This window comes from Variovorax sp. UC74_104, assembly GCF_044055375.1.
Taxonomy (GTDB): domain Bacteria; phylum Pseudomonadota; class Gammaproteobacteria; order Burkholderiales; family Burkholderiaceae_C; genus Variovorax.
In genome coordinates this window covers 592034-618725 of record NZ_CP171979.1, presented here as the reverse complement: position 1 = coordinate 618725, position 26692 = coordinate 592034, and the positions used below count along the sequence as shown (strand labels likewise).

The window sequence follows — 26692 nt, the reverse complement described above, 5'->3', positions numbered from 1 at the left end:
TCAGTTGCCTCAGCCAATATCCTGGCATTCGCTTCGACAGATATGCACCAAGCAACTCGCTCGAGAGAGAAAAGCCAAATCAGCGCATGTCAAACCCTCACCCATCTATCGATAACAAATGATTTACAGGCGCGGCACCTCCAGCCAGGGGCAGTTCGGGACGGCTCATGCCGCATCTTCGCAGAAGAATTTAAGGACGGCAGTCAATGTCGGCGTGCGACTGAATGTAACCCGACGACCATCGGGAGCTTCGGGCCCAAAGCAGACGCCCTGGGGCAGATTCGCGAAAGTTGAAAGCGTGGAAGTCTGAGTCTGCGCGAGTTGAGTGGCGCGCTGCGGGAGGATCTGCTGGCGCATGAGTTAGCAGCCCATGGGCTCTAGCCCTCGACGCGAAAGATCAATGGCGTTCCACAACTGCCAGAGGTGCTTGGCTCCCAATGCAGTCCGGGTGAGGATCACTCCCAGCAAAGCTCCACCGTCGCTGCCAAACCGCGGCTTGTCAAACCAATTGCTTCACAAGATTCCAAGCAATCGATTTGACAAAAGCTCGCTTCTACGCTGTCTCCCGACGGAGGTTGAGTCGGTGCATGTCAAACCGGTTACTTCACCCATCTCATCCCTCGCATGCTCGACCTGTGGGATGCGCATGGCCTGCAAATCACCTTGCACATGACGGGACAGGCGGTCGAGCGCAATCCGGCATTGGCGCGAGATCGTGGCGCGCCGGCATGAAGCCGCCGCTCACGGCCAGACCTGGACACCGCACTGGACGTTGACCGAAGCCGAGGAGCGCGCCTCCTACGCTGCCAACATCGCGGCGATCGACAGGCCACGGGCATGCGTCCGGTCGGCTTCAATGCCTTCTGGCTGCGTGGCAGGCCGCGGACGTTGGGTGTGTTGCAGGACCTGGGCTTCACGTACCGCATCAATGATCTGTCCAGTGACGCCTTTGACCACAAGGGTGAACGGCAAGCCCTTCGCCATCGTTCCCTACACCCTGCGCAACAACGACATCGCACGCTGGGGCGCCGAAGGCCCGCTCACGGCCTCGGCTTTCGGTCAAGAGCTCAAGGACGAGTTCGACCAGCTCTACGAGGAAGCCGCTCACCGACGCTGAATGATGTCGATGTCGACCCACGACCGCATCGGCGGCACGCCAGCGCGCGTGAAGGTTCTGGGCGATTTCCTGCGCTATGCGAAGCAGCACCCAGGCGTGGTGTTCATGCGCAAGGACCGGATCGCGGAACTGGCGTTGAGTCTGCCTGATGTGCCGGTCAAGGCCATCTGATCGGGTCAGACGCGGCGGCCACGACCTCGCAGGCGCAGCGCGATATGAGCCCCTTCTTTCGGGCAAGTAATGAACGCATTTCATCCCGCCCCCGTCCCTCGACCAGTCGGGGCACGTCTCGTCCTTAGCAGTTGCGCTCAAGCACAGGGCGAGTCCGCCCTCGGCACCCCCCTGCCAGGCGTCGCCGCGAGTCGCTCCCACAAGGCGCCGAGTGCCAACTCAATGTTGTCAAAAACCCTTGACCTGCTCTTGGGGGACGGCAGGTAGTGGTTGAAGTAGCGCAGGCCTTCGGTCGGCACGCCGATCAGCGTCAACTGCCGCACGGGCAGACCCGTCGCGTCGAGCGGATGGCCGGCCACGTCGGTGCGAGGCACTCGCCGTCGGGTGTGTGCCGGTTCGGGCGGCGCGGTGCCGGTACATAAGCCTGAGCGGCACAGGGCAGCGAGCAGGGAGCCATCCCTGGTGTCGATGCCGCGCTGGCCTGCCCGCGCATTCACCAGATGATCGAGACAGGCCACGATGGGTACCTCGAATGCGCTGGAGCGCGCCCGCCAGACGCCGAGCGCCGCATCGCGTTCGAGCATAGGCGCCGGGCCGAGATCGACACGCAGAAGCCCGGCGCGCATCAATGCCAGCCATTCGAGCCCTCGCCGGATCGGAGGGCCGACGACCAGCTGCGAGATCCGCGGGGCCACGACATCGAAGAAACGGTGGCGCGATGCCGGGGCGAGCGCATCGAACTCCACGGCTTGACGAATGAAGCCGCGCAGTACGCGCAGCAATTCGACCGCGTGCTTGTATGGGCTGTGTGCCTCGCCCTTGCGCGATTCGTCCACGTCGAAGCGCAGCCAAGCTGCGAAGGCGGCGCTGAATTCCGCGCTGCTGCGCGGCGCCGGTAAGGGTACAGACGCGGATTCCGATGCGAGCAGCCTTTCAGGCGAGAACGTGGTCATCGATGGGAGCTTCGCCTCGCAAAAATCCCTCACCTCAGCGGGTGCGAGCAAGGCAAGCACGCGCCGGCACGCCGCGGCAGCATCCGGGCCTTGTGACAGCGCCATCGCGCGCATCAGGTAGGCCGCCCGCATCTCGGCCGCCAGCACGCTCAACAGGTCTTCGTCGAGCAGCAGGCCCTTGGGGCCGCGTGCCGCGCGTCGCGAGGCCAGATAGGCATCGGTGCAGTAGATCGGCGCGAAAATGCCCGATAGGTCGAGCGATTGCGCGGGACGGCACGCGAACGGCATGCCGCTGCGGGAGTACACGAAAATGACGGGTTCCCGGCCACTCGGCAGGTATTGCAGCATGTCGTCTTCGTCGCGCATGAAGCGCCCGCCCCGCCCGGCCGTGAGGGCTGCCACCACGTCGACGGCCACCAGTCCGCCGCCCGAGATGCCCACTGCAGATCCGACCTCGATGCGGGCCTGCAGCGGCGCGAGAGGATATGGGGCCAGCGGCGTGGCCGGAGATGCCGGCCGTTCGACCTCGGAACGTGCCAGCCCATAGCCGGTACAGAGAAAGACGTGGTCCACCGTGAGCGCAGACCCGTCGCCTAGGCGCACGCACGCCCGCTCGTTAGCCACGATCGAGACATCGAGCGCGCGATGGCGCACCTCCGAGATCCGAAATTGCGTGGGCGCGTTGTCGCACAGCACTGCATACACGTGCCGAAGGTAGGCGCCGAAGAGTGCGCGAGGCAGAAAGCCGTGGGGATCGGCCACGATGTCGCGCGCCTCGCGCAGCCAGTCGATGAACGCCATGGCGCCCGTGAGCGGCGCTTCGCCGAAATGACGTGCACTGAAGCTGTCGAGCTGGCCGGTGACGGTGTTGAGCAGCAGGAAGTCTTCCTGGTGGGGCTTGTGCAGGCCCGGGCCCGGCTCGTCGGGGTCGATCACGTGCACGGTGAGCGCAAGCCGTGGCCACCGGCGCGCGGCGGTGACCAGTCTATCGAGCACCGCCAGACCCCAGGGTCCGGCGCCGACGATCGCGATCTCAACCCGCACGGCGCAGCTCCCCGCTGGGCCTGCTCGGCAGCGTGACCAGCATCACCCCGGCGACGATCAGCGTGCTCGCGGCCAGCAGGCTCCAGTTCAAAGGCTCCGCGAGAAAGACCACGCCGAACGCCACGCTCACCAGTGCCCGCAGATATGCGTTGCTGGTGGTGGTGACCGGGCCCAGCGTGCGAATCAGCCTGAAGAAGATCACGCTGGCCAGCGCGGTTGACAGCACCGCGAGGGCCAGCAGTGCCAGCGTGGCCTCGAGGCTTGGCGTGAGCGTCCAGGGCCGGTCCATGGCCAGGCTGAAAGGCAGCATGGTGAGCCCGCCGCACAGCAGCGAGCCGGCCGCGGTGACCACGGCGGGCTGGTCGCCGAAGCGATGGCCGAATACAGCCCCGCACGCATACGACGCGCTCGCGCCCAGGACCGCAATGACCGCGAGAAAGTCGCTGCCGCCCAGCGCAGCGTGGGAACCGAGGCCGGCGATCCCGGCGACGCCCGCAAGGCCGAGCAGCACGCCCACGAACTTCGTGAACACGAAGGGCGCCGAGCCGACGACGAACACCGACAGCATGAAGGCGAACAGCGGCACCGTGGCGTTGAGCACGCCCGCGAGCCCGCTTGCGATGTGCTGCTCGCCCCAGCCGATCAGCGTGAACGGCAGCGCGCCCTGCAGCAGCCCCTGCACCCAGAGCGCCCCCCAGCGGCCGGCGCGCGTCGGGAGCGTGAAGCCCTTCGCCAGGGCCAGCGCCGTCAACAGCGCGCCGCCGAGCAGGATGCGCGCCGCAGCCAGCGTGGCCGGCGGATAGCCGGCCACCGCCACCTTGATCAGCGTGAAGGAGCCGCCCCAGAGGATCGCGAGCAGCACCAGCAGCATGTATTCGCCCGGCGGCGCCGGGGCCCTTGTCCCTTGTTTCTCAGGCATGGCTCAGCGCCTCCAGGTGTGAGCAGTAGTCGGTGAAGCACTCCTCGATCTCCGAGGGCGAAAGCAGGCCGGCGCGGTACTGGAACTCGACGTGCGTGGCGTCGTGCCATCCGCGGATCAGCATGAGCAGGTCGTACTTCAGCCGGTAGCCGCGATCGGCGTGCCGCGGCGTCGCAAGTCCGGGCGCGTCGCCATCGGCCTGGGGCATGAAGTTGAGCGAGAAGCCGGTCAGCGGGTTGCGGTCCGCGCCGGGGGGCAGGCCCAGTTCGTCGAGCACCTGGTCGAACTGGAAGTCCTGGTGGCGCGCGGCCAGCGCGATGCCGTCGCGCACGCGCTCGACAAGCTGCCCGGGCGACAGCGCACCCAGCCCCGTGACGCGCAGCGGCACCAGGTTGATGAAATCGCCGATGGCCTGCGCGACCTGCGGGTGGGCACGGCCGGCCAGCGGCGTCACGACCACCAGGTCGTCGCATTCGGTCAGCGCCGCGAGCCAGCGGAAATACGCGCCCACGTACAGCACATAGGGCGTGCACTTCAGGCGCCGCGCCGCCGCCACGACCGCATCGCGCAGCGTGCCGCTCATGGCGGCCTCGATGGCATGGCAGCGTTGCGGATCGTCGCAGCGCAGCCTGTCGGGCATATAGCGGTGGCGGTAGGGCGCGGCGAGCAGCTCGCGGAAATGCGAGCGCGCGGCCTGTGCCGAGGCGTTGCGCGCGCCGGCCCAGGCCGCGATGTCGCGCATCGACGGCGGGGCATCCGTCGTCCAGGGTCGGCCCGCAAGCCGGGCGGCCAGCTCGCGCCCGAGCAGGCCCTGGCTCGTGCCGTCGCTGACCAGGTGGTGGACGGTCCACAGCAGCCGTCGCCGCCTGCCGGGCAGGACGAGCAGGGTCGCGCGGAACAGCGGTGCGTCGGAGAACAGCGCGATCTCCGCCTCGCCCTGGGCCACGCGCAGCGCGTCGATGCGGCGCGCCAGTGCTTCCGCGTCGAGAGCGCTCAGGTCGCACAGAGCCACAGGAACGTCTTCCGTCGGCACGATCGACTGGCGCACGGCGCCTTCCTCGTCATGGTCGAAGCGCAGGCACAGGCTGTCGTGGCGCAGCGCGATCTCTGTCAGCGCGCGGCCTACCGCATAGGCGTCGACTTCGTCGGGCAGTTCGAACAGCGCGACCATGTTGCACCAGTTGCGGTTGCCGCCCGCGCAGAAGGTGCGGAAGTAGCGCCGCTGCTGCGGGCTCAGCGCGAACCAGCGGGTGCGCGGGGCGGGCGGGATCGGCGCCGGCGCGGCCGAACCGGCCTCCTGCAGCTGCCGCGCCAGCTCGCGCGCGGTGGGCGCGTACATCAGCAACAGCGGCTGCGCATGCACGCCGAGCCGTGCTTCGAGCTCGGCGCACAGCCGCATCGCCGCGAGCGAGTCGCCGCCGAGCGCAAAGAAGTCCTCGTCGACGCCGACATGCGCCTTCCGCAGCACCAGTGCGATCGCTGCGGCCACGCCGAGCGCGAGCTCGTCGACATCCGCGTCGGAGGCGGCGGCAGCGGCGTCCGCGCGCGGCGCAGGCGCGGGCAGGCGTGCGCGATCCAGCTTGCCGTTGGGCGTGAGCGGCAGCGCATCGAGCGCGATCAGGTGGCTCGGTATCGCCGCCGCCGGCAAGCGCTCCGCGAGGAAAGGGCGCAGGCTCCGGCGCACGGCCTGTGCATCGGCGTGCGTGCTGAAGTAGCCCACGAGCTGCGCGCCGCCTTCCTCGTTCGTCACGCACACCACGGCCGCGTCGGTCACCGACTCGTGCGACTGCAGCACCGCCGCGACGCCGGCGGGCTCGATGCGGGTGCCGAGGATCTTGACCTGATGATCCTTGCGTCCGCGCAGGTGCAGCGCACCCTGCGCGTCCAGAAAGCCGAGGTCGCCGCTCAGGTAGGCCGGCTGCCCGTCGAGCACGATGAAGCGCGCGGCCGAGGGCTCCTCCGGGTCTAGATAGCCCAGCGAGCGGTGCACCGTGCGGATCGCGACCTCGCCGGGCTCGCCCGGGCCTGACGCCTGCAGCGCCTCGTCGAGGATGCGCACGTCGACCTCGGGCAGCGGCAGGCCGCAGCACTGGATGCCCTCGGGCGCCGGGTCGGGCACGCGGGCGCAGAACTTGGCGAGCGTGGTTTCGGTCGGCCCGTACAGGTTGTAGACCGCGCTCGAAGGAAACGCCGTGCGCCAGCGCCCGACCAGCGCACTGCCCAGTGGTTCGCCTGCGAACAGCGTGTGGCGCAGCGTAGCGTTGCGCGCGCCCGCGGGCAGCGCCGCCAGGCAGGCCTGCGCCAGCGACGGCACCGCGTGGAGCACGCTGACGCCCATCCTTGCGAGCCAGTCCGGCACTTCAGCCGGTGTCGGCGGGGCGTCTGCCGGCGGCAGGCAGCCGGTCACGCTCGCGACGATCGGCAGCAGCAGGTCGCGCAGCACCACGTCGAACGACAGGCGGGTGAGCACACCCACGCGGTCGCCGGGCTGGAGGCCGAGCATGCCGGCTTCCCAGGCCAAGAAATGCGCGAGGCCGCCGCGCCGCCCGAGGATGCCCTTGGGCCGTCCGGTCGTGCCGGAGGTGAAGAAGATGTAGCAGCCCGCATCGGGCGCGATCTTCGGCAGGCCCAGGTCGTCGAGCGTCCACCCGGCCTGCGGCGATGCAACGCCCGCGACACGCCGGATGCCGTCGGCCCCGAGCGGCGACTGCATCGCGAACTCGATGGCAAGCGTGGCGGCCGCCGCGTCCAGCATCGCCTGCTTGCGCGCCGGCGGCAGCGCCGCGTCGACCGGCACGGCGACCACGCCCTCGAGCAGGCAGCCCACGAGCATCGCCGCCAGTCCGCGCGAAGCCACGCCATGCAGCACCACGCGCTCGCCAGCCTTCACGCCTTGCCGGCGCAGCAGCGACACCTGCGCGACCACGAGTGCCGCGAATTCGTCGCGCCTCATGGCGCCGTCGTCGTCGATCCAGAGCGTCGCCGCACCGGTGCGCAGGCCGTCTCGCAGTAGCGCGGTGAGAGATGGTCGCGGCGCGTTCACAGTGTCACCTCGAACACGTCGGCAAAGCGGCGTGGGTGGTAGAGCGTGTGCATCGCATGGGGGCCTGCCTCCAGCGCGCAGGCCACGGCCTCCGCGACGGCCGGCGACTGCGCGAAGCCGCCGGTGTTGTGGCCGCCGCTGAGCACCATCTTGCCGCCTGCGTCCGCTTCCTGAACTTCGAGCACTCCCAGGCCCGAGGGCGTCCAGGGCCGCACGCAGAAGCGCGGACGCTCGCCGAGCATGCCGGACTCTCTGGCACGCCTGAACTTGTCGCCGAAGAGTTCCTCCGCCGTTTCCATCACGCAGCGCGCGAGTTCGGGCAGGTCGGCCAGGCGTACGTCGTCGGCCGAGACGCCGACGAAGCCATGCCCCGAGCTGCAGTGCAGCACCGGCCGCCCGGCGGCGTCGCGGCCCGGTACCACGTTGGCGCCCTGGGCCGCTTCGCTGCTGGCGAATGCGCGCCGGCGCACCTTCAGCGGCGTGTTCAGCGCGGCGCCGTCGTTCGGCAGTGTGACCCACATGCCGACCATCGCGCCGATGGCGGGCAGCCCCGCTATCCTCGCGGCAAGGGTGTGCGCCTGCGCGCCGGGGGGAGAGTACATAGTGGTCGGCTCGCCGCAAGGCATCGTTGACGACGATGCCTGTCACCGCGCCCGAACTGGCATGCCGCACCTCGCTCGCCTCATGCTGCCAGTGGAAGCTCGCGCCGAGGCGCTCGAGCAGCCCGATCAGGTTGCGGCAGAACGAGACGATGTTGAGCGAGAACCCTTGCACATCGAGCGCTCCCGCGATCGCTCCCTCGTTGATCGCGCTGCCCAGCGCGGGCTCGCGCTCGCGCAACCGCGTGAGCGGGACCGTGCCGATCAGCGCACCGATCTCGGCCTCGGCCGTCTGCGCCGAGCGCAGGGACGCCTCGCTCGGGTAGATGCGCAGCAGCCGGCCGACGTGGTGTGTCTCGCGCAGCAGCTCCGGATAGAGGCTGAAGAGCTCGCGCCACAGCCGGTGGCTCTGCCGGTTGAAGCCGACGATGTCGTTGCCATAGAGCAGCGCCGCCCAGGGTGGCACCTGTTCGAGCTGGTCGATCCAGCGGCGGTCGGCGTTCGACATCGTCTCGTAGTCGCGAGACAGCCAGCCGTCCCGCGAAATTCTAAGGCGGAAGCGCGGCGTGTCCCGCGGCGTATAGAGCGGCGAACAGGCCAGGTGATGGCGCGATTCGTTGTACGAGAAGATGCGCGCGTCCCTGCCGCCGAAGGTCGCGCCGGCGCGCTCGGCGTGCGGCGTGTCGCCCCGGCGCGGATCGGCCATGCGGTCGTACACCGACACGCGATGGCCGCGCCGGCACAGCGTCAGGGCCGTGACCAGGTTGACGACGCCCGCGCCGACCAGCATCACCTCGCCCGGCGCACCGGCCACCGCCTTGGCGGCCGGCTCATGCCTCGGCCGGCACATGGATTCCGCAAGCACGAAGGCTTCGTACTCGGCGCGCTCCCAGTTCGATCCGGTCACGAAGGCGCAGCGCCCTTGGAGCGTCGATGGATCGATGGCGACCCGCGAGGCCGAGAGGCCGCAGAAGATGAAGCGGCAGCCGGGGGGGCCGGCCGCGATGGCCGAGACCGCCTCGTACTGCGCCTCGCGCGCGATCACCACGTCGGGCGCGAGCGCGGCGAGCTCCGCGGCGACCTGGTGCGGCGCCTTGGCCGCGAGATCGGGCCGCAGCACGATGTTGCGCGCGACGAAGACATCGACCGATGCCCGCGCGAGCCAGCACATGACGACGATCTTCATGCGCTGCCCGCCCGCTCGATCAGATGGCAGGCGACCCAATGATCGGTACCCACGCGCACGAGCGCCGGTATCTCCTCGGCGCAGCGTCGCGTCGCGCGCGGGCAGCGCGGATGGAAATGGCAGCCGCGCGGCGGATTCAGCGGCGAGGGGATCTCGCCCCGGATCGCCACGAAGGCCTTCTTGCGCACCTCGAGTTTCGGCGCCTCGGCCAGCAGGCCCTCGGTGTAGGGATGCAGCGGCTGTTCGAACAGCGCGTCGGCGCTCGCCGACTCGACCACGCGGCCGAGGTACATCACCACCACGCGGTCGCTGATGTGCCGCACCACGCCGAGGTCGTGGCTGATGAAGAGATAGGTGAGGGCGAGCTCCTCGCGCAGCGCCATGAACAGGTTGATCACCTGCGCCTGGATGGACACGTCGAGCGCGGCCACGGCTTCGTCGCAGATCAGCAGCCGGGGCCGCACGGCCAGCGCGCGGGCGATGCCGATGCGCGCGCGCTGGCCGCCCGAGAACTGGTGCGGAAAGCGGCGCATGAAGCCGGGGTCGAGGCCGACCTTCTGCATCAGCGCAGCCACGTGCGCCTCCTGGTCCCCGGCGTCGACCAGCCCGTGCGCCACGGGCGCCTCGCCGATGATCTGGCGCACCCGCATGCGCGGATTGAGGCTCGCATACGGGTCTTGGAAGATCATCTGGACGCCGAGCATGTCGCGCCGGTGCGCGCTCGCCGAAAGGCGACGCTTGCGCAGCTCGGCGTTCTCGCCCTGCCACCAGCGCTCGCCCTCGCTCAGCGACTGCAGCCCCGCGGCCATGCGCCCGAGCGTCGACTTGCCGCAGCCCGATTCGCCCACCAGCCCCACCACTTCGCCGGGGCGCACGGCGAGCGAGACGCCGTCGACGGCGTGGACGGTGCGCGACGGCACCGGGGCACCGAACAGGCGCGCGATCTTTGCCGCGGCATCGGGCTTGCGGACAAAACGCTTGGCGCTGGCGCGCAGTTCGAGCAACGGGGTGACGGTGTCCATGGTGTCAGTTCGCAATCGCACAGGGAGAGGGCAGGGGCGTCGGGTGGAAGCAGCGCAGCCTGCGGCCGTCGAGCGCCACCAGCGGCGGCTCGTTGCGGCAGACCACGTCCGCGCTGGCGCAGCGCGCCTGGAATGCGCAGCCTTGCGGCAGCGCGAGCAGCGAGGGCGTCATGCCCGGGATCTGCTGCAGCGGGCGCCCGCGCGGGTTGCGCGACGGCGCGCTCGCGATCAGCCCGCGCGTGTACGGGTGGCGCGGCCGGTCGAGCACCTCGGCCACGGGGCCCTGCTCGACGATGCGCCCGGCGTACATCACCGAGACCGTGTCGGCCAGCCCCGCCACCACCGACAGGTCGTGCGAGATCCAGATCAGCGCGGTGCCCGAGGCGCGGCACAGGCTCTGCATCTGCGCGAGGATCTGGCCCTGCACCGTGACGTCGAGCGCCGTTGTCGGCTCGTCCGCGATGATCACGTCGGGCTCGTTGAGCAGCGCGATCGCGATCGCCACCCGCTGGCGCATGCCGCCCGAGAACTGGTGCGGATAGGCCAGCAGCCGCTCGTGCGGCGACGGGATGCCGACCTTGGCGAGCGCCGCGGCGGCGCGTTCGCGCGCCACGCGCTCGCTGACCCGGTGGTGCGCGCGCACCGCCTCGATCATCTGCGTGTCGATGCGCAGCACCGGGTTCAGCGTCATCATCGGATCCTGGAAGATCATCGCGATGCGATTGCCGCGCACGCCCTGCAGCGCGCGAGGAGACAGGCGCCGCAGGTCGAGCACCTCGCCGTTGCGCGGCGCGAGGCGCAGCCGGCCCGCCACCACCTGGCCCGGCGGGTCGATCAGCCCTATGAGCGAGTAGCCCGTCATCGACTTGCCAGAGCCCGATTCGCCGACCAGGCCCATGATCTGGCCGCGCTCGATCGAGAACGACACGTCGTCCACGGCCTTGACGATGCCGGCGCGCGTGGCGAACTGCGTCTTCAGGCCCTCGACGAGCAGCACGGGTTGAGATGCGCTCGTCATTGCTTCTGCAGCCTCGGGTTCGACACGTCGCGCAGCTGATCGGCGACGAGATTGATGGCGAGGATCGTGAGAAGCAGCAGGACGCCGGGGTAGAGCGACATCCAGTACTTGCCCGCCAGCAGGTATTGCTGGCCGTTGGCGATCAGCAGGCCGAGCGAGGGCTCGGTGATCGGCACGCCCAGTCCCAGGAAGGACAGCGTGGCCTCCAGCGAGATCGCGTTGGCCACCTGCAGCGCGGCCACCACGATCACCGGCGGCAGGCAGTTGGGCAGCAGGTGCCGCAGGACGATGCGCGTATCGCTCAGCGCCAGGCCTTGCGCGGCTTCGATGTATTCCTTGCGGCGCTCGACGAGCGCCGCGGCACGCACCGTGCGTGCGTAGTAGGCCCATTGCACCGCCACCAGCGCGATGGCGACATTGCCGACGCCCGGCTTGAGCACGGTGACCAGCACCAGCGCGACCAGGATTGCGGGAAACGACAGCTGGATGTCCACGATGCGCATGAGCAGCGCATCGAGCCGGCCGCCGGCGTAGGCCGCGAGCAGGCCCAGCGTCGCGCCCAGCGAAAGCGCCGCGAGCGTTGCCACCACGCCGATGCCCAGCGAGATGCGCAGCCCGTAGAGCATGCCCGAGAGCATGTCGCGGCCCTGGTCGTCGGTGCCCAGCAGGTAGAGCTTGCCCTGGCCGGCGGCATCGTTGCCGCCGTGCGAACCCGGCGGCAGGCGCGAGTCGAGGATGTCGAGCTGCGCGAGGTCGTACGGGTTCTGCGGCGCGAGCAGGGGCGCGAACAGCGCGGCGAGCATCAGCGCCAGCAGCACGGCCGCGCCGAGCACGGCGAGCCTGGAGCGGGCGTACTGCCGCAGCAGGCGGCGCAGGGGGGATTCGTCTTCTTCGAACATGGTCGTCATGCGCTTTGTTCGTCGAGCCGCACGCGCGGGTCGAGGCTCGAGTACGCGATGTCCACGAGCAGGTTGAGCAGGGTGAACATCGACACCACCACCAGCAGGTAGGCGACGATGACCGGGCGGTCGAGCGAGCCGATCGACTCGATGATCAGCTTGCCCGCGCCGGGCCAGACGAAGATGGTCTCGGTCACGGCGGCGAACGCGACCAGCGCGCCGAATTCCAGCGCCACCACCGTCACGATCGGCACGAGGATGTTCTTGAGCACGTGCACGCCCACCACGCGCGCCGGCGAGAGGCCCTTGGCGCGGGCGTACTTGACGTAGTCCTGCGTCAGTGCCTCGTGCGTGCTGGCCCGGGTGAGTCGCGTCACCAGCGCCAGCTTGAAGAGCGCGAGGTTCACCGCCGGCAGCAGCAGATGCTTCCAGCCTTCGACGCTGAAGATCGACAGCGAAAGCCCCAGCACCTCGCGCGTCGGCCCGCGCCCGCCCGCGGGCAGCCAGGCCAGCTGCACCGCGAACACGACGATGAGCATCAGCCCGACCCAGAAGGTCGGCAGCGAGAAGCCCAGGATCGAGCCGGTCATGATGCTCCTGCCTATCCACGAATGAGGCCGCAGGCCGGCCCGACAGCCCGAGCGGCACGCCCAGCGCGATGGCGATCAGCATCGCGACGCAGGCCAGCTCGAGCGTGGCGGGAAGCCGCTCGAACACCAGCGAGATCGCGGGCACGCCATGGACGAAGGAGTTGCCCAGGTCACCGCGCAGCGCGTGCTGCAGGAAGTTCCAGTACTGAAGCGGCAGGGCCTGGTCCAGGCCCATGGCCCGCACGAGCCGCGCGCGCTCGGCCTGATCGGCGTCCATGCTGATCAGGATGTCGGCGGGATTGCCGATCAGGTAGACGCTGGCGAACACCAGCATCGACATCGCAAGCAGCACGCCGACGCTCTGCGCCAGGCGGCGAATCACATAAACCAGCATGAAGGTGAAGGTCCTGTATCGAAGGTTGCGCGTGCGCCCTAGGGCGCGAGCACCGGCACGCGTTGCATGAGGTAGCCGAGGCAGTCCTGGCGGATGGCGCGCAGGTCGCGCGTGAACATGGCGGCGACCGCGTGCGTCGAAAGGCAGACGTCGGCTCCCTTGCGAACCAGCATGCCGGCGATCGCCTCGCCGTCGAGCCGGTAGGCGCGAAGCGGTTCCGTGTCGGGGTGAGACAGCGTGGTGGCGATCACGTGGCCGGGCTCGAGCGCGCGGAAATTGAAGGATTCGATCTCTGGCGGCAGCTGGAGGTCGGCGGCTTGGCCGTCGCAGCTCAGCGTGAGGCCCTCGGCGACCTTGAGCATCGCGAAGGCCTGGTAGATGTCGATCGCCTTCGCGTCGTCGTGCGCGGTGCCGTCCCCGAAGTCGTCGGCGAGGCAGCGTTCGATGAGCGTCGCGGCCTGTGCCACGCCCTCGGCGTTGCCGATTTCCCCGCATTCGCAGCACACCGTCGGGCAGATCGGCGTGAACGCGGCGCCCAGCGATTGCGGCGCCTGGATGAGCACCGCGAGCGGCGAGAACATGCGTGCGAGCCGCAGATGCTCCGCGCCGGTCGAACTCAGGCAGGAATAGAGCGGATTGCGCCCCGAGTTGTTGTGCAGGTCGATGGCCAGGAAGACCTCGCGCTCGCGCATCGCTTCCATCACCCGTGCCGCCATGCGCTGGTGCGGCGTGGCCGGTACGGCGATCGGCCAGATGCGGTTGTAGTCCGGCTGGTCTTCCAGCCGGCGCACGCCGGCGCGCGCGGCCTCCACGTTGCCGACGAAGATCGAGAGGGCGCGAGGCAGCGGCTGGTTTTCGAACTTCGCGAGCACCGATTGCAGCGCCAGCAGGCCCGCGTCTTCGTTGCCGTGCAGCAGCACCGAGACGAACACCGGCCGGGGCCGCACACCGGGCAGGTGGATCAGCGTCGGTGCCGGCAGCACCTCGTGCAGCGTGCGCGCCGACGCGCCCATGAACGCGGGCGGCAGGTGGTCGAGCACATGCGGCAGGTCGGACATGTCGCTCACTTGCGGTCCTCCGCCTCGGCATGGACCTGCTGGGCCTGCGTGAACTCGTCGACGCGCGGCACCATCGTGAGGCCCTTGCGCGCGGCCCAGGTCGAGACCTGGTGGTACAGCGGAATGATCGCGTAGTCCTTCTTCAGCGCGATCGCGGTGGCCTTTTGCAGCAGGGCTTCGCGCTTCGCGTCGTCGACGGTGTTGAGCGCTTCGTTCAGCAGCGCATCGAACTGCGGATTGCTGTAGCTGCTCCAGTTGGTCGCGCCCATGCCGCGCTCCTTGTCGGGCGTGGCGAGCAGGCCGCGCAGCGCGCCCGAGGGCTCGCCGCCGCCCACGCCCCAGCCGAGCAGGCCGAAGCCCAGTTCCTTCTTCGAGGCGCGCCCGACATAGGTCGCCATCGGTGAAACCTGCACCTTGGTCACGATGCCGCCGCGGGTGAGCATCTGGCCGATGGCCTGCGCGACCTGCTTGTCGTTGACGTAGCGGTCGTTCGGCCCGAACAGCGTGAGGCCGAAGCCCCGCGGGATAACCTGCCTCGGCGAGCAGCTGCCGCGCGCCCTGCACGTCGACGCCATCGGGCTTGAGCTCGGGGTTGAAGCCGAACATGCCGCTCGCGGCCAGGTTGCCGGTGGGCACGCCGAGCTGGTCGAGCACGCGCTCGGCCAGCACGCCGCGATCGATCAGCTTGGAGATCGCCTGGCGCACGCGCGCGTCCTTCAGCGGATTGCGATCGAGCGGCTTGCCGTCCTTGTCGGTGACGAAGGGCGAGGTATCGCGATGGTCGGTGTAGAGGAACATCACCCGGCTCGACACCTTGGTGAATACGCTCAGGCTCTTGTTCTGGCGGAACTGGGAGACCAGGTTGGCCTGCACGTTCTCCACCAGGTCCACGTCGCCCGACAGCAGCGCCGACATGCGCGCCGATTCGGCCGGCAGGGCGCGCAGCGTGACGCCGGACCACGCCGGCTTCGAGCCCCAGTACCCGTCGAAGCGCGCGAACTGCACGCCGGTGCCGGGCGTGAACTTCACGAGCCTGAAGGGGCCGGTGCCGGCCTGCACCTTCGCCTGGTTGAAGTCGTCGCTGCTGGCCTTCTCGGCCGACTTGCGCGAGACGATGAAGATGCGCGTGAGGTCGTTCGGCAGCAGCGGCGCCGGCGTGGCGGTCGTCAGCTGCAGCGTGAGGCGGTCGACGATCTTCTTGCCCGTGATGGCACGCGTGTAGGCGGCGAACGAGCTCGGGCTGTTCACGATGGTCGCGGGACGCTTCGAGCGAGAACACCACGTCCTGCGCGGTGAGCGGGCTGCCGTCGTGGAACTTCACGCCGTCGCGCAGCTTGAACTCCCAGGTGGTGTCGTCGATGGCGCGCCACGAGGTCGCGAGCGCGGGTGTCAGGCGTGCGTCGGCGTCGAGCGCGACGAGGGTTTCGTAGGCGTGGCTCACCACCGCGCTGATCGCATCGTTGTTCACGAAATGCGGATCGACCGATGAAGGATTGCTGCTCAGCCCGATACGCAGTTCCTGCGCATTGGAAAGACATGCAAGGCATGCGAGAAGCGCGCCGCACAGCAGCGCGCGCCAGTGACGCAGGGTCGGTCTCATGGGTTCTGTCTCCGTTGGAATTCCGGTTGTCGCAACGGTTCGGGATTCATAGAATCCAGCCCGCCATCGACACACATTCATGCGCTTGAATCGTTGGATCCGTGGGCGCAAATCGATGCCGGGACATTAGCAAGCGGCGGCTTCCCCCGCCATGTAGATTCTTAGCTTCCATGGAACTTCTTGCATCTTCCTATTGGCGCGACAAAGAGTTGGCAGGCCTGCAGTTCACCGCCAACCGGTTCGTTCAACGAGAGATCCGGGCGCACCGGCATGGCGGCTACACGCTGTCGGTTTCCGATACCGAGTTGCATGTGAGAACGAGCGCCGGCGTCACCGTGGTGCCCCCTGGTGCGCTGCTGCGCATCGGTCCGCAGGTCTGGCATTCGATCAAGGCGCGAAGCACGCCGTGGCGCGAGGACGCGATGTACTGCAGCGTGGCGGTTGCGCGCTGCGTGAACCCGGTGCCCGAGGCGGACGACGGCATGCACGGGCCAGAGCCCGAACCGGTCTCGGTGTTCGCGTGCGAGCCCTGGGGGCGCGAGTTCGCGCAGTGCCACAGGCTGCTGCACGAGATCGCGGACACGGGCCGCGAGGACGCGGGCATCGCGGCGCGCGCACTGGTGCGCCGCCTGCTCGCGCAGTGGATCCCGATGCAAGCCGGCAAGACGACCGAGTCAGGCGAGGCGGACGATCGCCTGCGCCGCTCCTACGGCCTGATCGCCACCGGCTTCCAGCAACGCCTGACGCTCGACGACCTTGCCGAGGCGGTCAACTGGCATCCGATCCATCTGCACCGCCGCTTCAAGGACGCATGGGGCTTCACGCCGCACGAGCTGCTGGTGGGGCACCGCATCGAATACGCGCGAGACCTCATGGCCGGCGGCGCCCGCGTGACCTATGCGGCGCACGCGGCCGGCTTCAGCGACCAGAGCCACCTGCACAAGACCTTCATGAGCACCTACGCGGTGGCGCCGAGCGAGTACCGGCGGCTGTCGGCGCTCGATGCGCTGCAACCGCCGGCGGCGAGGAACGGCATCGTCGACTGACGCCGCGCGACCCCACGCGGCCCCGCACGGGTCGCGTCCAAGTCAGGCGAGCAGTACCTCCGCCGCCTTCGTGCGCTGGGAGTGGCCCGGATCGACGTTGAGGAAGCCCGACAGCGCCGGGTTGACGGGCTGCAGCGGGTCCTGCGCCGTACCCGCATCGAGCATCGCCTGGAGTTCGACGGCCGTGGGCTGCATCGTGTCGACGATGAAGCGCACGCCGCCGCGCTGGGGATGCGTCGGTGTCGGTGTCGGCGTTGGCGTCAGAGTTGGCTTCGGATTCGGTGTCGGGTTGGGCGTTGTCGTCGACTTGGGTATCGGTGTCGGAGTGAACGTCAGGGTAGGGGACGGAGTCGGCACCGGCGTGGTCGTCTGCGAAGGAGTGGGCGTCGGTGTGGGTGTAGGAGCCGGCTGCTGCGGCTTCTTGTTCTTCTCGTGCATCGACCATTCCTCGGCCGCCACCCGTGCGGCGACGGCCACGCCCAGCAGAACCAGCGGCGCCGCGCCGCGACGGATCCAGCCGTGCGAGGTCTCGGTCGGATTCGTCCTGGCCTCTCCGAGCGGGGCGTTGAAGTAGTTGGTCAGGCGCGAGTGGTAGACCATCGGTCCCATCTGCCGGTTCGAGCGGTATTCGTCGATGTAGTCCTTCTGCGTGCCGCGGAAGATGCCTATGTCGCTCGCCACCTTCATCAACTGCGGTGTCGCGAGGTCCCATTGGCCGGCGCGGATGTACATGTAGGCCTGGATGCTGTCGGAGATCGTCAGGCCGATCGTTCCGCTGGAGTCGCCCCACGACGAGAACTGCGCCAGGCGCTGCGTGAAGGTGCGCTTGACCATCGGGCCGCCGTCGGGTGCCACGCCGTCGTGCGTGACGGCCTTCGGGTTGCCCAGGCCGATGAGGGCGCGCCTGAACCACGAGTAGCCGTTGGTTGCCTTGTAGACCGGCAGCGGATTGCCGTCCTTGTCGAGCGGCGCCGTGGTGGCCTTGGGCGGCGGCGTCTCGCCGGCCTTGGGGGCCGGGGCCTCGGTCGATCCGCGCTCGCTCATGACGTGCCCGCCGCGCGCCTGCGCGATCGATGCATAGCGGTTCGCCACGCTGGCGCCGAGGCCGGTGGCGTTGCCCACCGCATAGTGCAGGCTGCCCTCGTTGCTGATCCACTGGCGCACGCCGTCGAGCGTGGTGATGTCCCAGGTCCACTGGTGGCTCGGCGCGTCGAAGAAGGGGTTCAGGTACAGCCGCGTGCCCGCCGAGTGGCTCAGCCCGAAGCTCAGCACGCGCGCGCCGAACAGCGCGCGGCCCACCGGCGAGTTTGGCGAGGTGAGCTTGCCGGGGCTCTGGTCCAGCACGGCGCGCGAGCGTTCGTCCGACGGGTTGGCGCGCAGCGTTTCCGTGGCCATCGCGATGGTCTGGCGGTCGGCCTTCGGAATGCCGCGGAATGCGCCGCGGGCGCCCGTGGTCTGGCGCGCGACGGTGTCGAGCGGAATGCCCTCCAGCGTCTTGAGCGCGGCGTTGACGTCACCGCTCTTGTTCGCCATGGTCTGCACAGCCTCGCGGTAGCGCGCGCGGTCCGCGCCCGGCACGTTGCGCAGCAGGCGCCCGCGCACGAATCCCGCATGCTGGGTGCCGCGTCCCACTTCCGGTGCGGTCATCAGCAGCGCCGCGGCCTGGGTGTCGCGGGGGGTTGCGTTGAATGCCTTCAGCGCCTGGGCGTAGTCGTTGCGAAGCGCCGGCGGTATCCGGTTCAGCCAGCCGCGCTTGCCGATCACCGGGCGAGCGCTGCGCTCGATCGCGCCCTTGTAGAGCGTGTCGAGGGCGGTTGTGCTGTCGGGGTTCCTCGACAGGATCCTGAGCGCCTTGGCATAGTCGTGGCGGCCCTCGATGCCGCGCCGCGCCGCGTGCCAGCTGTCGAGCTGGCTCTTGAGCTGGAACAGCGAGGCCTCGCGCTTGGCCGGATCGGCGATGTTGCCGATCAGCGCGAAGGTGTCCTGGTCCTTTGGGTTGAGGTACTTCTGCAGCCGGATCTTGCCGCCCTGCTTCAGGCCCGCGATGCTGCCGCGGTAGAAGAAGGCTTCGTAGGCGTAGCGAAGGAACACGGCGCGCGCACCGACGTAGCCGCCGAGCGAAGCGCCGGCGACGCCGAGCGCCGGGTTGGTCATGTGCAGGCCCAGTGCCGCGCCGCCGAAGCGCACGGCGCCATAGAAGGCCGCGCCGGTGCCGACCATGTAGCCGACGGACTTGAGGAAGATCTTCCTCTTCTGCGCCGGCGTCATCACCTGATCGTTCTGCTCCATCGTCTTGTGCGGATCGACGAAGACCTCGCCGGGCTTCGGCGCATGCGCGGCCTGGCGGTTGCTGATGCTGACGGGGTGTATCGCGCCGTCGGGGCGCACGCCCACGATGCCGTCGACCTGCGCCTGGGTGAAGCGTCCGGTGGCCGCGACCTGGGCCATCTCGGTTTTCGGGCCGATCAGCCGCACCACGCCCACGAGGCCGCTGCCTTCGGCGTTCGCATGCGCGGCCGCCGCCGCGCGCGCGGTCTCGAAGCTGGAGTACACGTGCGATCGGTCGAGCAGCGAGAAGGTGGCGTCGGGCGCGCCCTGGTTGAGGCCTGCCGCGTCCCGGGCCAGCACGTAGCGCCCGCCGACGTAGTCCGGCGCACCGATGAAGGAGGGCGCCTGGCCGCGTGCCCATTGCATGAAGCGCGTGCGCAGCGGAACGTCGCGCGCGGCATGGCCGTCAGGCGAGCCGGCGCTTGCGAGGTAGTGCGTCTGCTCGACGTCCTCGGGCGTGGCCGGGGCCTTGCTTGCCTGGAGTTCTCGCATCGTGGCCGGGCCCGCGTAGGCGGGGCGCGGCTTGGTGTAGTCGCTGCCCCCTTCGAGCAGCGCGTCCATGTCGGGCTCGACCATCGCGAGGCCGGTGGACTCGCCTGCCTGGTGATTGGCCGCCGCCGTGCTCGGTGCTGCCGGCGCGGTTGCGCCTTCGCGCCATGCGGCCGAGCGCACGTTCGGAATGCCGATGGGCATCGGCTTCCCGTTCGCACCGACGTGCACCGAACCCATGATCTCCTCGGGCGTCGCGCGGCCGCGCTTCGTCAGCGGCGCCATGGTGCCGTCGGGATGGATGCGGTACACCCACGCGCCGCCCTTCTGCTGCGCCGCGGCGGAGGCCTCGGCGAAGGTCCCGAAGGTGTTGTTGCGCTTGGCGCGCACGCCGGTGCCGCCGTACATGGCTTCGCCCGGCGCCATCGGATGGACGGCGAAGCGCACGTTCGAACCCGCGGCGGGGTCCTCGGTGATGCGGGCCGTCACCGCGGCCTCGTCGGGCGAGGGCTGCAGCGGCCGCAGCCCCGAGCCGGGCTCGCTCGCGCGCTGGTGGAACCCGACGAGCCTGTCGCCGCGCAGCGCGATCTGCAGCCAGCTGCGCCCGTTGCCGAGCGTGGTCGGCGGCAGGGGAGCGCCGTGCGCATCCACGCCGGTGGCGGCGGGGTCCCTTGGCTGGCCGGCCGTCTTGACGGAGGGCGTGTCGGTGTCGCCGCGGCCGGTGCCGGCGGTGCGCGGCAACTCGGGCGCGATCGGTCTTGTCGTGCGCGGGGGCTCCGGCATGGCGGATGCGGCGCGGGGCGCGGTGGGTTGCGCACCGGCCGGCTCGATCGACAGGCCCGGGCGAAAGCGCGCGTAGACCGGGGTGCCCTGCACCGCGATGTCGTCGTAGACGGTACGCCCGTTCTCGCGGATTCCGACGATGGGCAGCGACTGCAGCGGCTCGGCCTTGAGTGCGCCACCGTTGTAGGAGCTGCCTTCGTTGCTCAGGGAGATGCGCCGGGTGTAGAGGGAGCCCGGCGCGTTCGCGTCGCGGTTGTTCATCATGACCGACTCGGTTGCCGCGTACACGTCGTGGCCGAGCAGCGTGGCCAGGCGCTGCGCCATCGGCACCGCGCCGTCTCCGCTGAGGCACGACAGCATCAGCACCGGCTGGCCGTGATAGTTCTCGTGCGCGACGATGGCTCGCGCCAACCCCTCGGCCGTGAGCGGATTGCCGCTCGCGTCGTTCATCATGCCTTCGAGCCCGTGGCCGTTGACCGCGAAGTAGCCCTCGGGAATGGGGACCGCCTCGCTGCCCGGCTTGCCGTCGCTGCGTACGGCGCGCTCGCCCGGCGCGAAGATCTCGAGGTCGGCCACGCGGCGGCGGAAGGCGTTGATGCCCATCTCGCTGCGGCCGGACTGCGTGTTGAGCAGGTCGACGCGCTGGCCGTTGGCGCTGGTGTAGATCAGCGGCCGGCCCGGCGCATAGCCCTCGGGGTAGGCGATGCGCAGGGCGGGCCTGCCTGGATGGGCGGTGACCTGCATGGCCTTCGCGGGGCCGCCTTGGGTGGTTTCGACCTTCACGGTGGCCATCACGGCCGAGGGTGGGACGCTGCCGTCCGGCGCGATGCTTGCCGCGTGCACGATCGCGATCTCGTCGCCCAGCGCGACGAAGCCCTCTGGCTGCACCGTCGCGAGCGCTTCGTCGAGGGTGGTGTAGTGAGCGGGCAGGACGCCGGAGAAGTCGCCGCTGTTTTCGCCCTGTGCATGGGCGCTGGCGCGCTGCGCGGCGCTGGGGCTGTCCGTGCCGGCAGGCAATCCGTCGCGATGCGCGGCGAAGACGAAGCCGTTGTTGTCAACGGTGCGCGGATAGACGTAGTAGCGCACGCCCTCGGCTTCGCCGCCGGCGGCGAACACGGTGAGCAGCGAATCCGACCAGTTCGTCGGACCGAGACGGCTGGTTGCCGGCAGCGGATAGCTCGTGGGCCCGCCGAGCTCGGGGTCCTGTGCCGGCTTGTAGACAGCGAAGCTGCCCTCGTCGCCCTTGGCGGGCGATGCCGGCGTGGACTTCACGCTCACCAGGTCCTTGGTGCCTGCGTTCTGCTTCAGCCCGATGCGTTGCGCCGAGCGCACGAAGGGGGCGTTGGCGCGCGGTGCGTCTTCCGCGGTGTTCGAGCCTGGGGCCGCGCGTTTCTCCTGGGGACTGCGTGCGCCCGTCGGTGCGCGCGCGGCTCCCGGGGCATCGGCGGTATCGCCCGCGCGTCGCACCGAGGCCATGACCGGGTTGAACGAGACATCGGTCACGATGGACGGCAGCGCCGCCGGACCGGCCACGTCGGCGGGCACCGTACGCGGCGTTGTCGGCCATGCGACGCTCATGCGCGGCGGCTCGCGGAACGGCGTGAGCGCGTCGGGCTTTGTCGTTGCGTCCGCCGGCCTGGCGGCACCGGCCGTATCGGCGGCATCGACCGCATCGACAGGCTTGGGCGACGCGGATTGCGCCGGCCGCCCGGGCACGGCCGCGTCGGTGGGCGTCGTGTTCCGCGCCTCGTCGCCCACCGTGCCGGCCGGCCGGTTCACGACCGCGGGCCGCGCGGTGTTCGTGGATGGCGGCTTGATCGCGTTGTGCACGCGCACGTAGCCCTTGGCGAAGATAGGCGAGGCAAAGCCCGCGGCGTTGACGCTGAGCATCATGATCTGCTGCTCGCGCTCGGCCGGGCTCATCTGGTCCCAGTTCTTCACCAGCGAGTGCACGCCTTCCCCGGTGGCGTAGGCGCTGCCGAGGCCGAGCGGCTTGGAGGCCATCGCCGCGGGCTTGCCCCAGGCCTGGGCAGTCTTCGCGTAGCGCGCGAAGTCGGCCGCGCGTGCCTGTGCCGTCACGGCGTCGCCGGCGGCTTCGGCGGCCGTGGCCGCCTTGGCGGCCCGGCCTGCGCGCAGCGCGGCCATGGTGGCGCGCGTGGAGGCGCCCACCACCGGCACGCTGACCGTCGAGAGACCGAGGTTCAGCCAGTCCATGCGCGCCTGCTCGCTGTTCGCCGGATTGATGCTCTGGCCGTGCGCGCTGAGCTTGTTCAGGTCTTCGACCGAGGTCGCGACGCCGTAGCCGGCCGCGAGCACGGTGAACGCGCCGGCCGCCAGCATGACGCCAGGCGCCGCGAGCGTGCCGAAGGAGCCCACCGTCAGCGCCACGCCGGCCACCAGGCCCACGCCGGCGACCACCATGTCCAGGTGGGTCGCGCGCCGGAAGGTCTCCCATCCGGTCTCGGTGCGCGCGTCGCCGGCGAAGAGCTTGACGTTGCCGTTCTGGTCGAGCGAGTAGCTGGCGTCCTCGGGCGTGACGAGCTTCACGCCCTCTACCGGCAGGCTGTTGTTGGCGCGGTAGTCCGTGAGGTTCTTGTAGGTCCAGGCCTGTTCGTCGACGAGCTTGGTCTCGCCCGGCTTGTCCTTGCTCTCGACCTTGAAGATCGCCGTCTTGATGATGCCGCCGTCGTCGCTGTCGAGGGCGTAGACGACGGGCAGCACGGTCACGTGCGCGTGCTCGCCGCCGACTTCCACCACCTTGTCGACCATCTTCGAGAGCAAGTCCTTCTGCGCGTCGCCGAGGTTGCCGAAGAGGCGCTGGTTCTGCCGGATGCGCTCGCTGTCGGCCGGCGTCGCGGCATCGAGCGAGCGGCTGGGGTTCCAGCCGAGCGCAAGGCCGATCTCGTTCTCGAGCTGCGTGCGGCTCTTCATCTCGATCGGGCCGCCGCCGTACTGCACGAACTGGTCGTTCATGATGGCCTGTGCCATCACCTGCGGGTTCTTCTCGAAAAGCCGGTAGAGCGCGCGCTTGTCCTCGCGCTGGTTGAACGGCAGGTTCTGGATGGTGAATTCCTGCTGCTGCGCGTAGGCGTTGTCGCGTGCGCCGGCGGCCTGGTAGCGCACGGCCGTGTCCGACTGGGTCTGCGCCGCCTGCAGCTTCTTCCATGTGTCGCTGCCGGTCTCGGCCAGGCCAGGGTTGGCACTCTTCCATTTCTCGTGCGCCGACTTCGCGGCTGCGAGATCGCGCGCCGCAGTGTCGGTGTGGAACTTGTTGACCGAGCTGAGCCAGTCCTTGCGCGCGGCGTCGGCCTTGTCGCGCGCATCGTCGGCGGTCTGCTGCGGCGAGGTGGCGTAGCACAGCTGTGCGCGGCCCGCGCGCTTGTCGGCTTCGATGCGCTGGCGCGCGTGGTTGGCCTCCTGCCAGGCGATCGCGGCATCGACTGCGAGCTGTTCGTTCTGGGCGATGGTGACGCGCGTCTTGGCGTCGTCGAGGTCGTTGCCCAGCGCGGTGCGGTCGCCGGTGCCTGCGTCGTAGTCGGCCTGTGCCTTGTCGCGTGCCTTGATCGCATCCGTGAGGTTCTGGTCCACCGTCTTCTTGCGCGGCGCGAGGTCGTCGCCGAAGTTCAGCGTGGGCGCAGGCTTGCCGTCGGGCCCGGGCGCCGGCTGTGCGCCGGGCTGCGGCGGCGCATCGGCCGCGGCCTGCGCAAGGCGTTTCTCGACGTCGGCGCGCGCACCGCGCGCCTTCGCCAGGTCGCCGTCGCCGAACTCGGAGGTCTTCCACCGCGCGGCCGTGGCGGGGTTCATCTTGTAGGTGCCGGCGCGCACCGAGAAGTCGACCATCTTGCCCTGGTCGGACTGCTGCCAGCCGAAGACCTTCGAGTCCTTCTTGATCGTGACGTTGTAGCCGCCGTTGCAGTCCGAGTGCACCTCGATGTCGTCGGGCGAGAGGCCGCGCGGCAGGCCCTCGGCGCTGACCTTGCCGTCGTCGCCGCGCTTGATGTTCCAGGTCGGGTCGTAGTTCTTCGGGTAGACGTCGCCTGTGGTCGACTTGTCGCCGTTCATGAACATCGTCAGCTGCGGCTTGGCGAAGGTCGTGCGGTCGTACTGGTAGCGAGCGGCATACCAGGCGCGTTCGGCGTCGATCAGGCCGAGCTGGGTCTCGATGTCGCGCTTGGAGAGATCGAGCGCGTCGAGTTCGTCGAGCGCCTTCTGCTGCTCGGCCCCGGTGGCCTTGCTGCCGGGCGCGGTGAGCGTCGTCACCTCCGCGGCCTTCTTGTCGTAGGCCTCCTTCGCCGCGGGCAACTGCGTCTCGCGCATCTTCTTCTCGTCGTCGGCCGAGAGCTTCGGCTTCGCGCCGTCGGCCAGGCGCTGGGCCTCGCGCGCCGCCACGCGCAGGTCATCCAGCTTGCCGCCGTCCACGGTCTTGCCCGCGGCCTGGTCGCGCTCGGCCGCGCGCAGGTCCTGCATGGCCTTCAGCGCCTTGGCGTCGGCCTGCGCGGCGCGCTGCTGCTCGAGCGCCCGGCCCAGGTCCTGCGGCCTGGCGTTGGCGACGGCGTTGTTGGCGTCGGTCAGCCCCCGGTTGATCTTGTCCGCGCGATCGAGATAGCCGGCCTCGTCGAGCTTGGCGCGGCTGCCGTCGGCGCCGCCGAAGAGGTCGTCCTTGACGGCGTTCAGCGTGGTCGTGGTCTGGTCGCCGCGGGCCTTGGCGGCATCCTGTTTTTCGTTCGCGGCGTACAGCGCGGCGGTCAGCGGATCGAGCTCGGTCTTCTTGTCGCCGTCGACGTAGAAGTACTTGCCGTCGATGTTCTTGACCTTCTTGCCTTCCTCGCTGCCGGGCTTGGCCCAGAACGCGGGGTCGTAGCCGTCGGGATCGATGTTCCGCGTTGTGGTCTTGTCACCGTCGTGCTCGGTCACGGTGACGCGGGCGGGGCGCTGCAGCGATGCCGCGCTCCATGCGCTCTCGGCGTCGGTCTTGGCATTCTCGGCGTCGCTGGCCCCGAGCTTGGCGTCGAGGTCGTCGCTCAGCGCGTGCATGTAGCGCTGGCCCTGCTGCGCATCGCGCAGGGCGGCGTCGGCCTTCTGGATCTCCTTGGCATCGCCGCCGGCCACCGCCTGGTCGTACTTGAAGCTCAGCTCCTTGACCTCGGCGTCGGCGACGCGCGCGTTGTAGTCGGCATCGACCGTGCCGAGGGTGTTCGTCTTGGGGTTCTGCGGGTCCGACGGATCGGTGGTGCCGAAAGCCTTCTCGGCGCTCTGGAGTTCGGACTTGGCGCGGTTGGCCACGGCCCGCAGGCGCTCGGCTTCGGCCTTCGCGTTCTGCTGCGCGGTGATGATCGTGTCGTTGCCGCCGCCGCCGGTGCCGAAGCTGGCGGCGTATTTCTCGGCCTTGGTCGCGGCGGCGTCGGCGTCCTGTGCGCGGCTGCGCGCGTCGGCCACGTGCGCCTTGCCGGCCTGGCCGGCGTCGTATTGCTCGCCGCGCAACTGCCGCACCTCGGGCGAGTCCGCGCGCACGCCGTCGCGCGCCTTGTCGATGTACTCGCCGATGCTCTTCGGGTCGAACACGCCGCCCTTGTCGAGCGCGTCGTGGGCGTCGGCCGCCACCTTGTCGATCGCGTCGTTCGGGTCCTTGCCTTCGGCGATCGCCTTGAGGCTGGCCTTGCGCATGTCCTGCTCGGCGGCCTGCAGCCAGTCCGTCATGGCGGTGTCGACGGCGGCCTTCTGTTCCTTGGTGCCGTCGCCGCCGTTCGCCTGCGCCTTGAACACCGGCTTGGCAGCGGTCTGCGCCTTCTCGAGCAGGTCCTGCGTGCCCGGGCTGGTCGCGGGGGCCTGGCCCTTGGGCTGGTTGGCCGGCGGCTCGAAGATGGCGTTCATCTTCTGCGCCGCGTCGACCTCGCCCTGCGCGGCGCGCGTGGCTTCCGACGGATTGTTGTCCGCGCGGCGCTGCTGGATGTCGTCGAGCTTGGCATCGGCGAGCGTGGACTGCTTCTGCTTGAGGTTGCTCGCCGCTTCCTGCTTGAGCGCATCGCGCTCGGCCGCGTCGCTGGCACTGCGCGCCTTGGTGGCTTCCTGCTGGTCGGCCTCGGCCTTGCTTTTCTCGGCCTTGGCCTCGGCGGCTTCCGCGGCCTTGCGCGCTTCCTCCGCCTTGCGGCGTGCCGCTTCGGCTTGCTTGCGCGCTTCCTCGGCCTGCCGACGTGCCTCCTCGGCCGCGCGCTTCGCCGCGGCTTCCGCCTGGCGCCGCAGTTCTTCGGCAGCCCTGGCAGCCGCCAATGCCTCCATCGCTGCCTGTGCGGCGGATTGCGTTCCCGACCCATCGCTGCTGACTGCTAGAACCATAAGACCCCGGATGAAGTTGCAGATTGAAAGAAGGGCGCGCGGAACTGCCCGGCCGGCTCCGATGCCGCGCGAACTCTAAGTGGCATACCCGCGCGCGGGC

The 26692-nt window shown here is 69.6% G+C and carries 14 protein-coding genes and 3 pseudogenes; 4 read left to right on the top strand and 13 right to left on the bottom strand.

Annotated elements, in window-relative coordinates; translation table 11 throughout:
- Window positions 1-940 precede the first annotated feature (940 nt).
- Complete coding sequence (locus tag ACHMXA_RS33545; protein WP_395321696.1) at window positions 941-1117, top strand: hypothetical protein; 177 nt, start codon at window positions 941-943, stop codon at window positions 1115-1117.
- A gap of 9 nt (window positions 1118-1126) precedes the next feature.
- On the top strand, window positions 1127-1288 hold the full coding sequence (locus ACHMXA_RS33540) for a polysaccharide deacetylase (RefSeq protein WP_395321694.1): 162 nt from the start codon (window positions 1127-1129) through the stop codon (window positions 1286-1288).
- Between the two features lie 137 nt (window positions 1289-1425).
- On the opposite strand, the gene ACHMXA_RS33535 is transcribed toward ACHMXA_RS33540, so the two are convergent.
- The 4 genes from ACHMXA_RS33535 to ACHMXA_RS33520 are packed head-to-tail and all read right to left on the bottom strand — an operon-like array spanning window position 1426 to window position 7849.
- A complete protein-coding gene (locus ACHMXA_RS33535; protein ID WP_395321692.1) occupies window positions 1426-3285 on the bottom strand; it encodes an FAD/NAD(P)-binding protein in 1860 nt (619 codons plus the stop codon).
- Window positions 3275-4204 (bottom strand): DMT family transporter, encoded by a 930-nt coding sequence (locus tag ACHMXA_RS33530; protein WP_395321690.1) that lies wholly within the window; start codon window positions 4202-4204, stop codon window positions 3275-3277. The genes ACHMXA_RS33535 and ACHMXA_RS33530 overlap by 11 nt, the downstream gene beginning before the upstream one ends.
- Window positions 4197-7247, bottom strand: coding sequence for an AMP-binding protein (locus ACHMXA_RS33525; RefSeq protein WP_395321688.1), 3051 nt, complete (start codon window positions 7245-7247; stop codon window positions 4197-4199). The genes ACHMXA_RS33530 and ACHMXA_RS33525 overlap by 8 nt, the downstream gene beginning before the upstream one ends.
- Window positions 7244-7849 (bottom strand): hypothetical protein, encoded by a 606-nt coding sequence (locus ACHMXA_RS33520; RefSeq protein ID WP_395321686.1) that lies wholly within the window; start codon window positions 7847-7849, stop codon window positions 7244-7246. The genes ACHMXA_RS33525 and ACHMXA_RS33520 overlap by 4 nt, the downstream gene beginning before the upstream one ends.
- 61 nt (window positions 7850-7910) lie before the next feature.
- On the opposite strand from ACHMXA_RS33520, the gene ACHMXA_RS33515 reads away from it, so the two are divergent.
- Window positions 7911-9074 (top strand): hypothetical protein, encoded by a 1164-nt coding sequence (locus tag ACHMXA_RS33515; protein WP_395321684.1) that lies wholly within the window; start codon window positions 7911-7913, stop codon window positions 9072-9074.
- On the opposite strand, the gene ACHMXA_RS33510 is transcribed toward ACHMXA_RS33515, so the two are convergent.
- The 8 genes and pseudogenes from ACHMXA_RS33510 to ACHMXA_RS33475 form a co-directional block, all read right to left on the bottom strand.
- Complete coding sequence (locus tag ACHMXA_RS33510; protein WP_176666414.1) at window positions 9029-10054, bottom strand: ABC transporter ATP-binding protein; 1026 nt, start codon at window positions 10052-10054, stop codon at window positions 9029-9031. The genes ACHMXA_RS33515 and ACHMXA_RS33510 overlap by 46 nt on opposite strands.
- Window positions 10055-10058: 4 nt before the next feature.
- Window positions 10059-11072, bottom strand: a complete 1014-nt coding sequence (locus ACHMXA_RS33505) for an ABC transporter ATP-binding protein (protein ID WP_395321682.1) — start codon at window positions 11070-11072, stop codon at window positions 10059-10061.
- Window positions 11069-11980 carry an ABC transporter permease gene (locus tag ACHMXA_RS33500; RefSeq protein ID WP_176666416.1) on the bottom strand — a complete coding sequence of 304 codons (912 nt, stop codon included), beginning with the start codon at window positions 11978-11980 and terminating at the stop codon, window positions 11069-11071. The genes ACHMXA_RS33505 and ACHMXA_RS33500 overlap by 4 nt, the downstream gene beginning before the upstream one ends.
- Window positions 11977-12955: pseudogene (locus ACHMXA_RS33495) on the bottom strand (ABC transporter permease). The gene ACHMXA_RS33500 and the pseudogene ACHMXA_RS33495 overlap by 4 nt, the downstream one beginning before the upstream one ends.
- A 38-nt stretch (window positions 12956-12993) precedes the next feature.
- Window positions 12994-14013 (bottom strand): M14 family metallopeptidase, encoded by a 1020-nt coding sequence (locus tag ACHMXA_RS33490; protein ID WP_256099106.1) that lies wholly within the window; start codon window positions 14011-14013, stop codon window positions 12994-12996.
- A 5-nt stretch (window positions 14014-14018) separates the two neighbouring features.
- The gene (locus ACHMXA_RS33485; RefSeq protein WP_395322698.1) at window positions 14019-14588 is read right to left on the bottom strand and encodes a hypothetical protein; all 570 of its coding nucleotides are present in this window, start codon (window positions 14586-14588) and stop codon (window positions 14019-14021) included.
- 1 nt (window position 14589) lies between these two features.
- Window positions 14590-15261, bottom strand: a pseudogene (locus tag ACHMXA_RS33480) (ABC transporter substrate-binding protein); the annotation flags it as partial.
- A 55-nt stretch (window positions 15262-15316) separates the two neighbouring features.
- Window positions 15317-15613 (bottom strand): annotated as a pseudogene (locus ACHMXA_RS33475) (ABC transporter substrate-binding protein); the annotation flags it as partial.
- A gap of 311 nt (window positions 15614-15924) precedes the next feature.
- On the opposite strand from ACHMXA_RS33475, the gene ACHMXA_RS33470 reads away from it, so the two are divergent.
- On the top strand, window positions 15925-16659 hold the full coding sequence (locus ACHMXA_RS33470; protein WP_395321680.1) for a helix-turn-helix transcriptional regulator: 735 nt from the start codon (window positions 15925-15927) through the stop codon (window positions 16657-16659).
- 42 nt (window positions 16660-16701) lie between these two features.
- Here ACHMXA_RS33470 and ACHMXA_RS33465 read toward each other — a convergent pair whose 3' ends face one another.
- Complete coding sequence (locus tag ACHMXA_RS33465; RefSeq protein WP_395321678.1) at window positions 16702-26535, bottom strand: DUF4781 domain-containing protein; 9834 nt, start codon at window positions 26533-26535, stop codon at window positions 16702-16704.
- Between the last annotated feature and the right edge of the window lie 157 nt (window positions 26536-26692).

Bases quoted from the DNA above. Each gene is read 5' to 3' on its own strand.
- ACHMXA_RS33505 (WP_395321682.1), bottom strand. From the start codon at position 11,072: ATGACGAGCGCATCTCAACCCGTGCTGCTCGTCGAGGGCCTGAAGACG.
- ACHMXA_RS33500 (WP_176666416.1), bottom strand. From the start codon at position 11,980: ATGACGACCATGTTCGAAGAAGACGAATCCCCCCTGCGCCGCCTGCTG.
- ACHMXA_RS33510 (WP_176666414.1), bottom strand. From the start codon at position 10,054: ATGGACACCGTCACCCCGTTGCTCGAACTGCGCGCCAGCGCCAAGCGT.
- ACHMXA_RS33485 (WP_395322698.1), bottom strand. From the start codon at position 14,588: ATGGCGTCGACGTGCAGGGCGCGCGGCAGCTGCTCGCCGAGGCAGGTT.
- ACHMXA_RS33515 (WP_395321684.1), top strand. From the start codon at position 7,911: ATGCCGCACCTCGCTCGCCTCATGCTGCCAGTGGAAGCTCGCGCCGAG.
- ACHMXA_RS33490 (WP_256099106.1), bottom strand. From the start codon at position 14,013: ATGTCCGACCTGCCGCATGTGCTCGACCACCTGCCGCCCGCGTTCATG.
- ACHMXA_RS33520 (WP_395321686.1), bottom strand. From the start codon at position 7,849: ATGTACTCTCCCCCCGGCGCGCAGGCGCACACCCTTGCCGCGAGGATA.
- ACHMXA_RS33530 (WP_395321690.1), bottom strand. From the start codon at position 4,204: ATGCCTGAGAAACAAGGGACAAGGGCCCCGGCGCCGCCGGGCGAATAC.
- ACHMXA_RS33465 (WP_395321678.1), bottom strand. From the start codon at position 26,535: ATGGAGGCATTGGCGGCTGCCAGGGCTGCCGAAGAACTGCGGCGCCAG.
- ACHMXA_RS33540 (WP_395321694.1), top strand. From the start codon at position 1,127: ATGTCGACCCACGACCGCATCGGCGGCACGCCAGCGCGCGTGAAGGTT.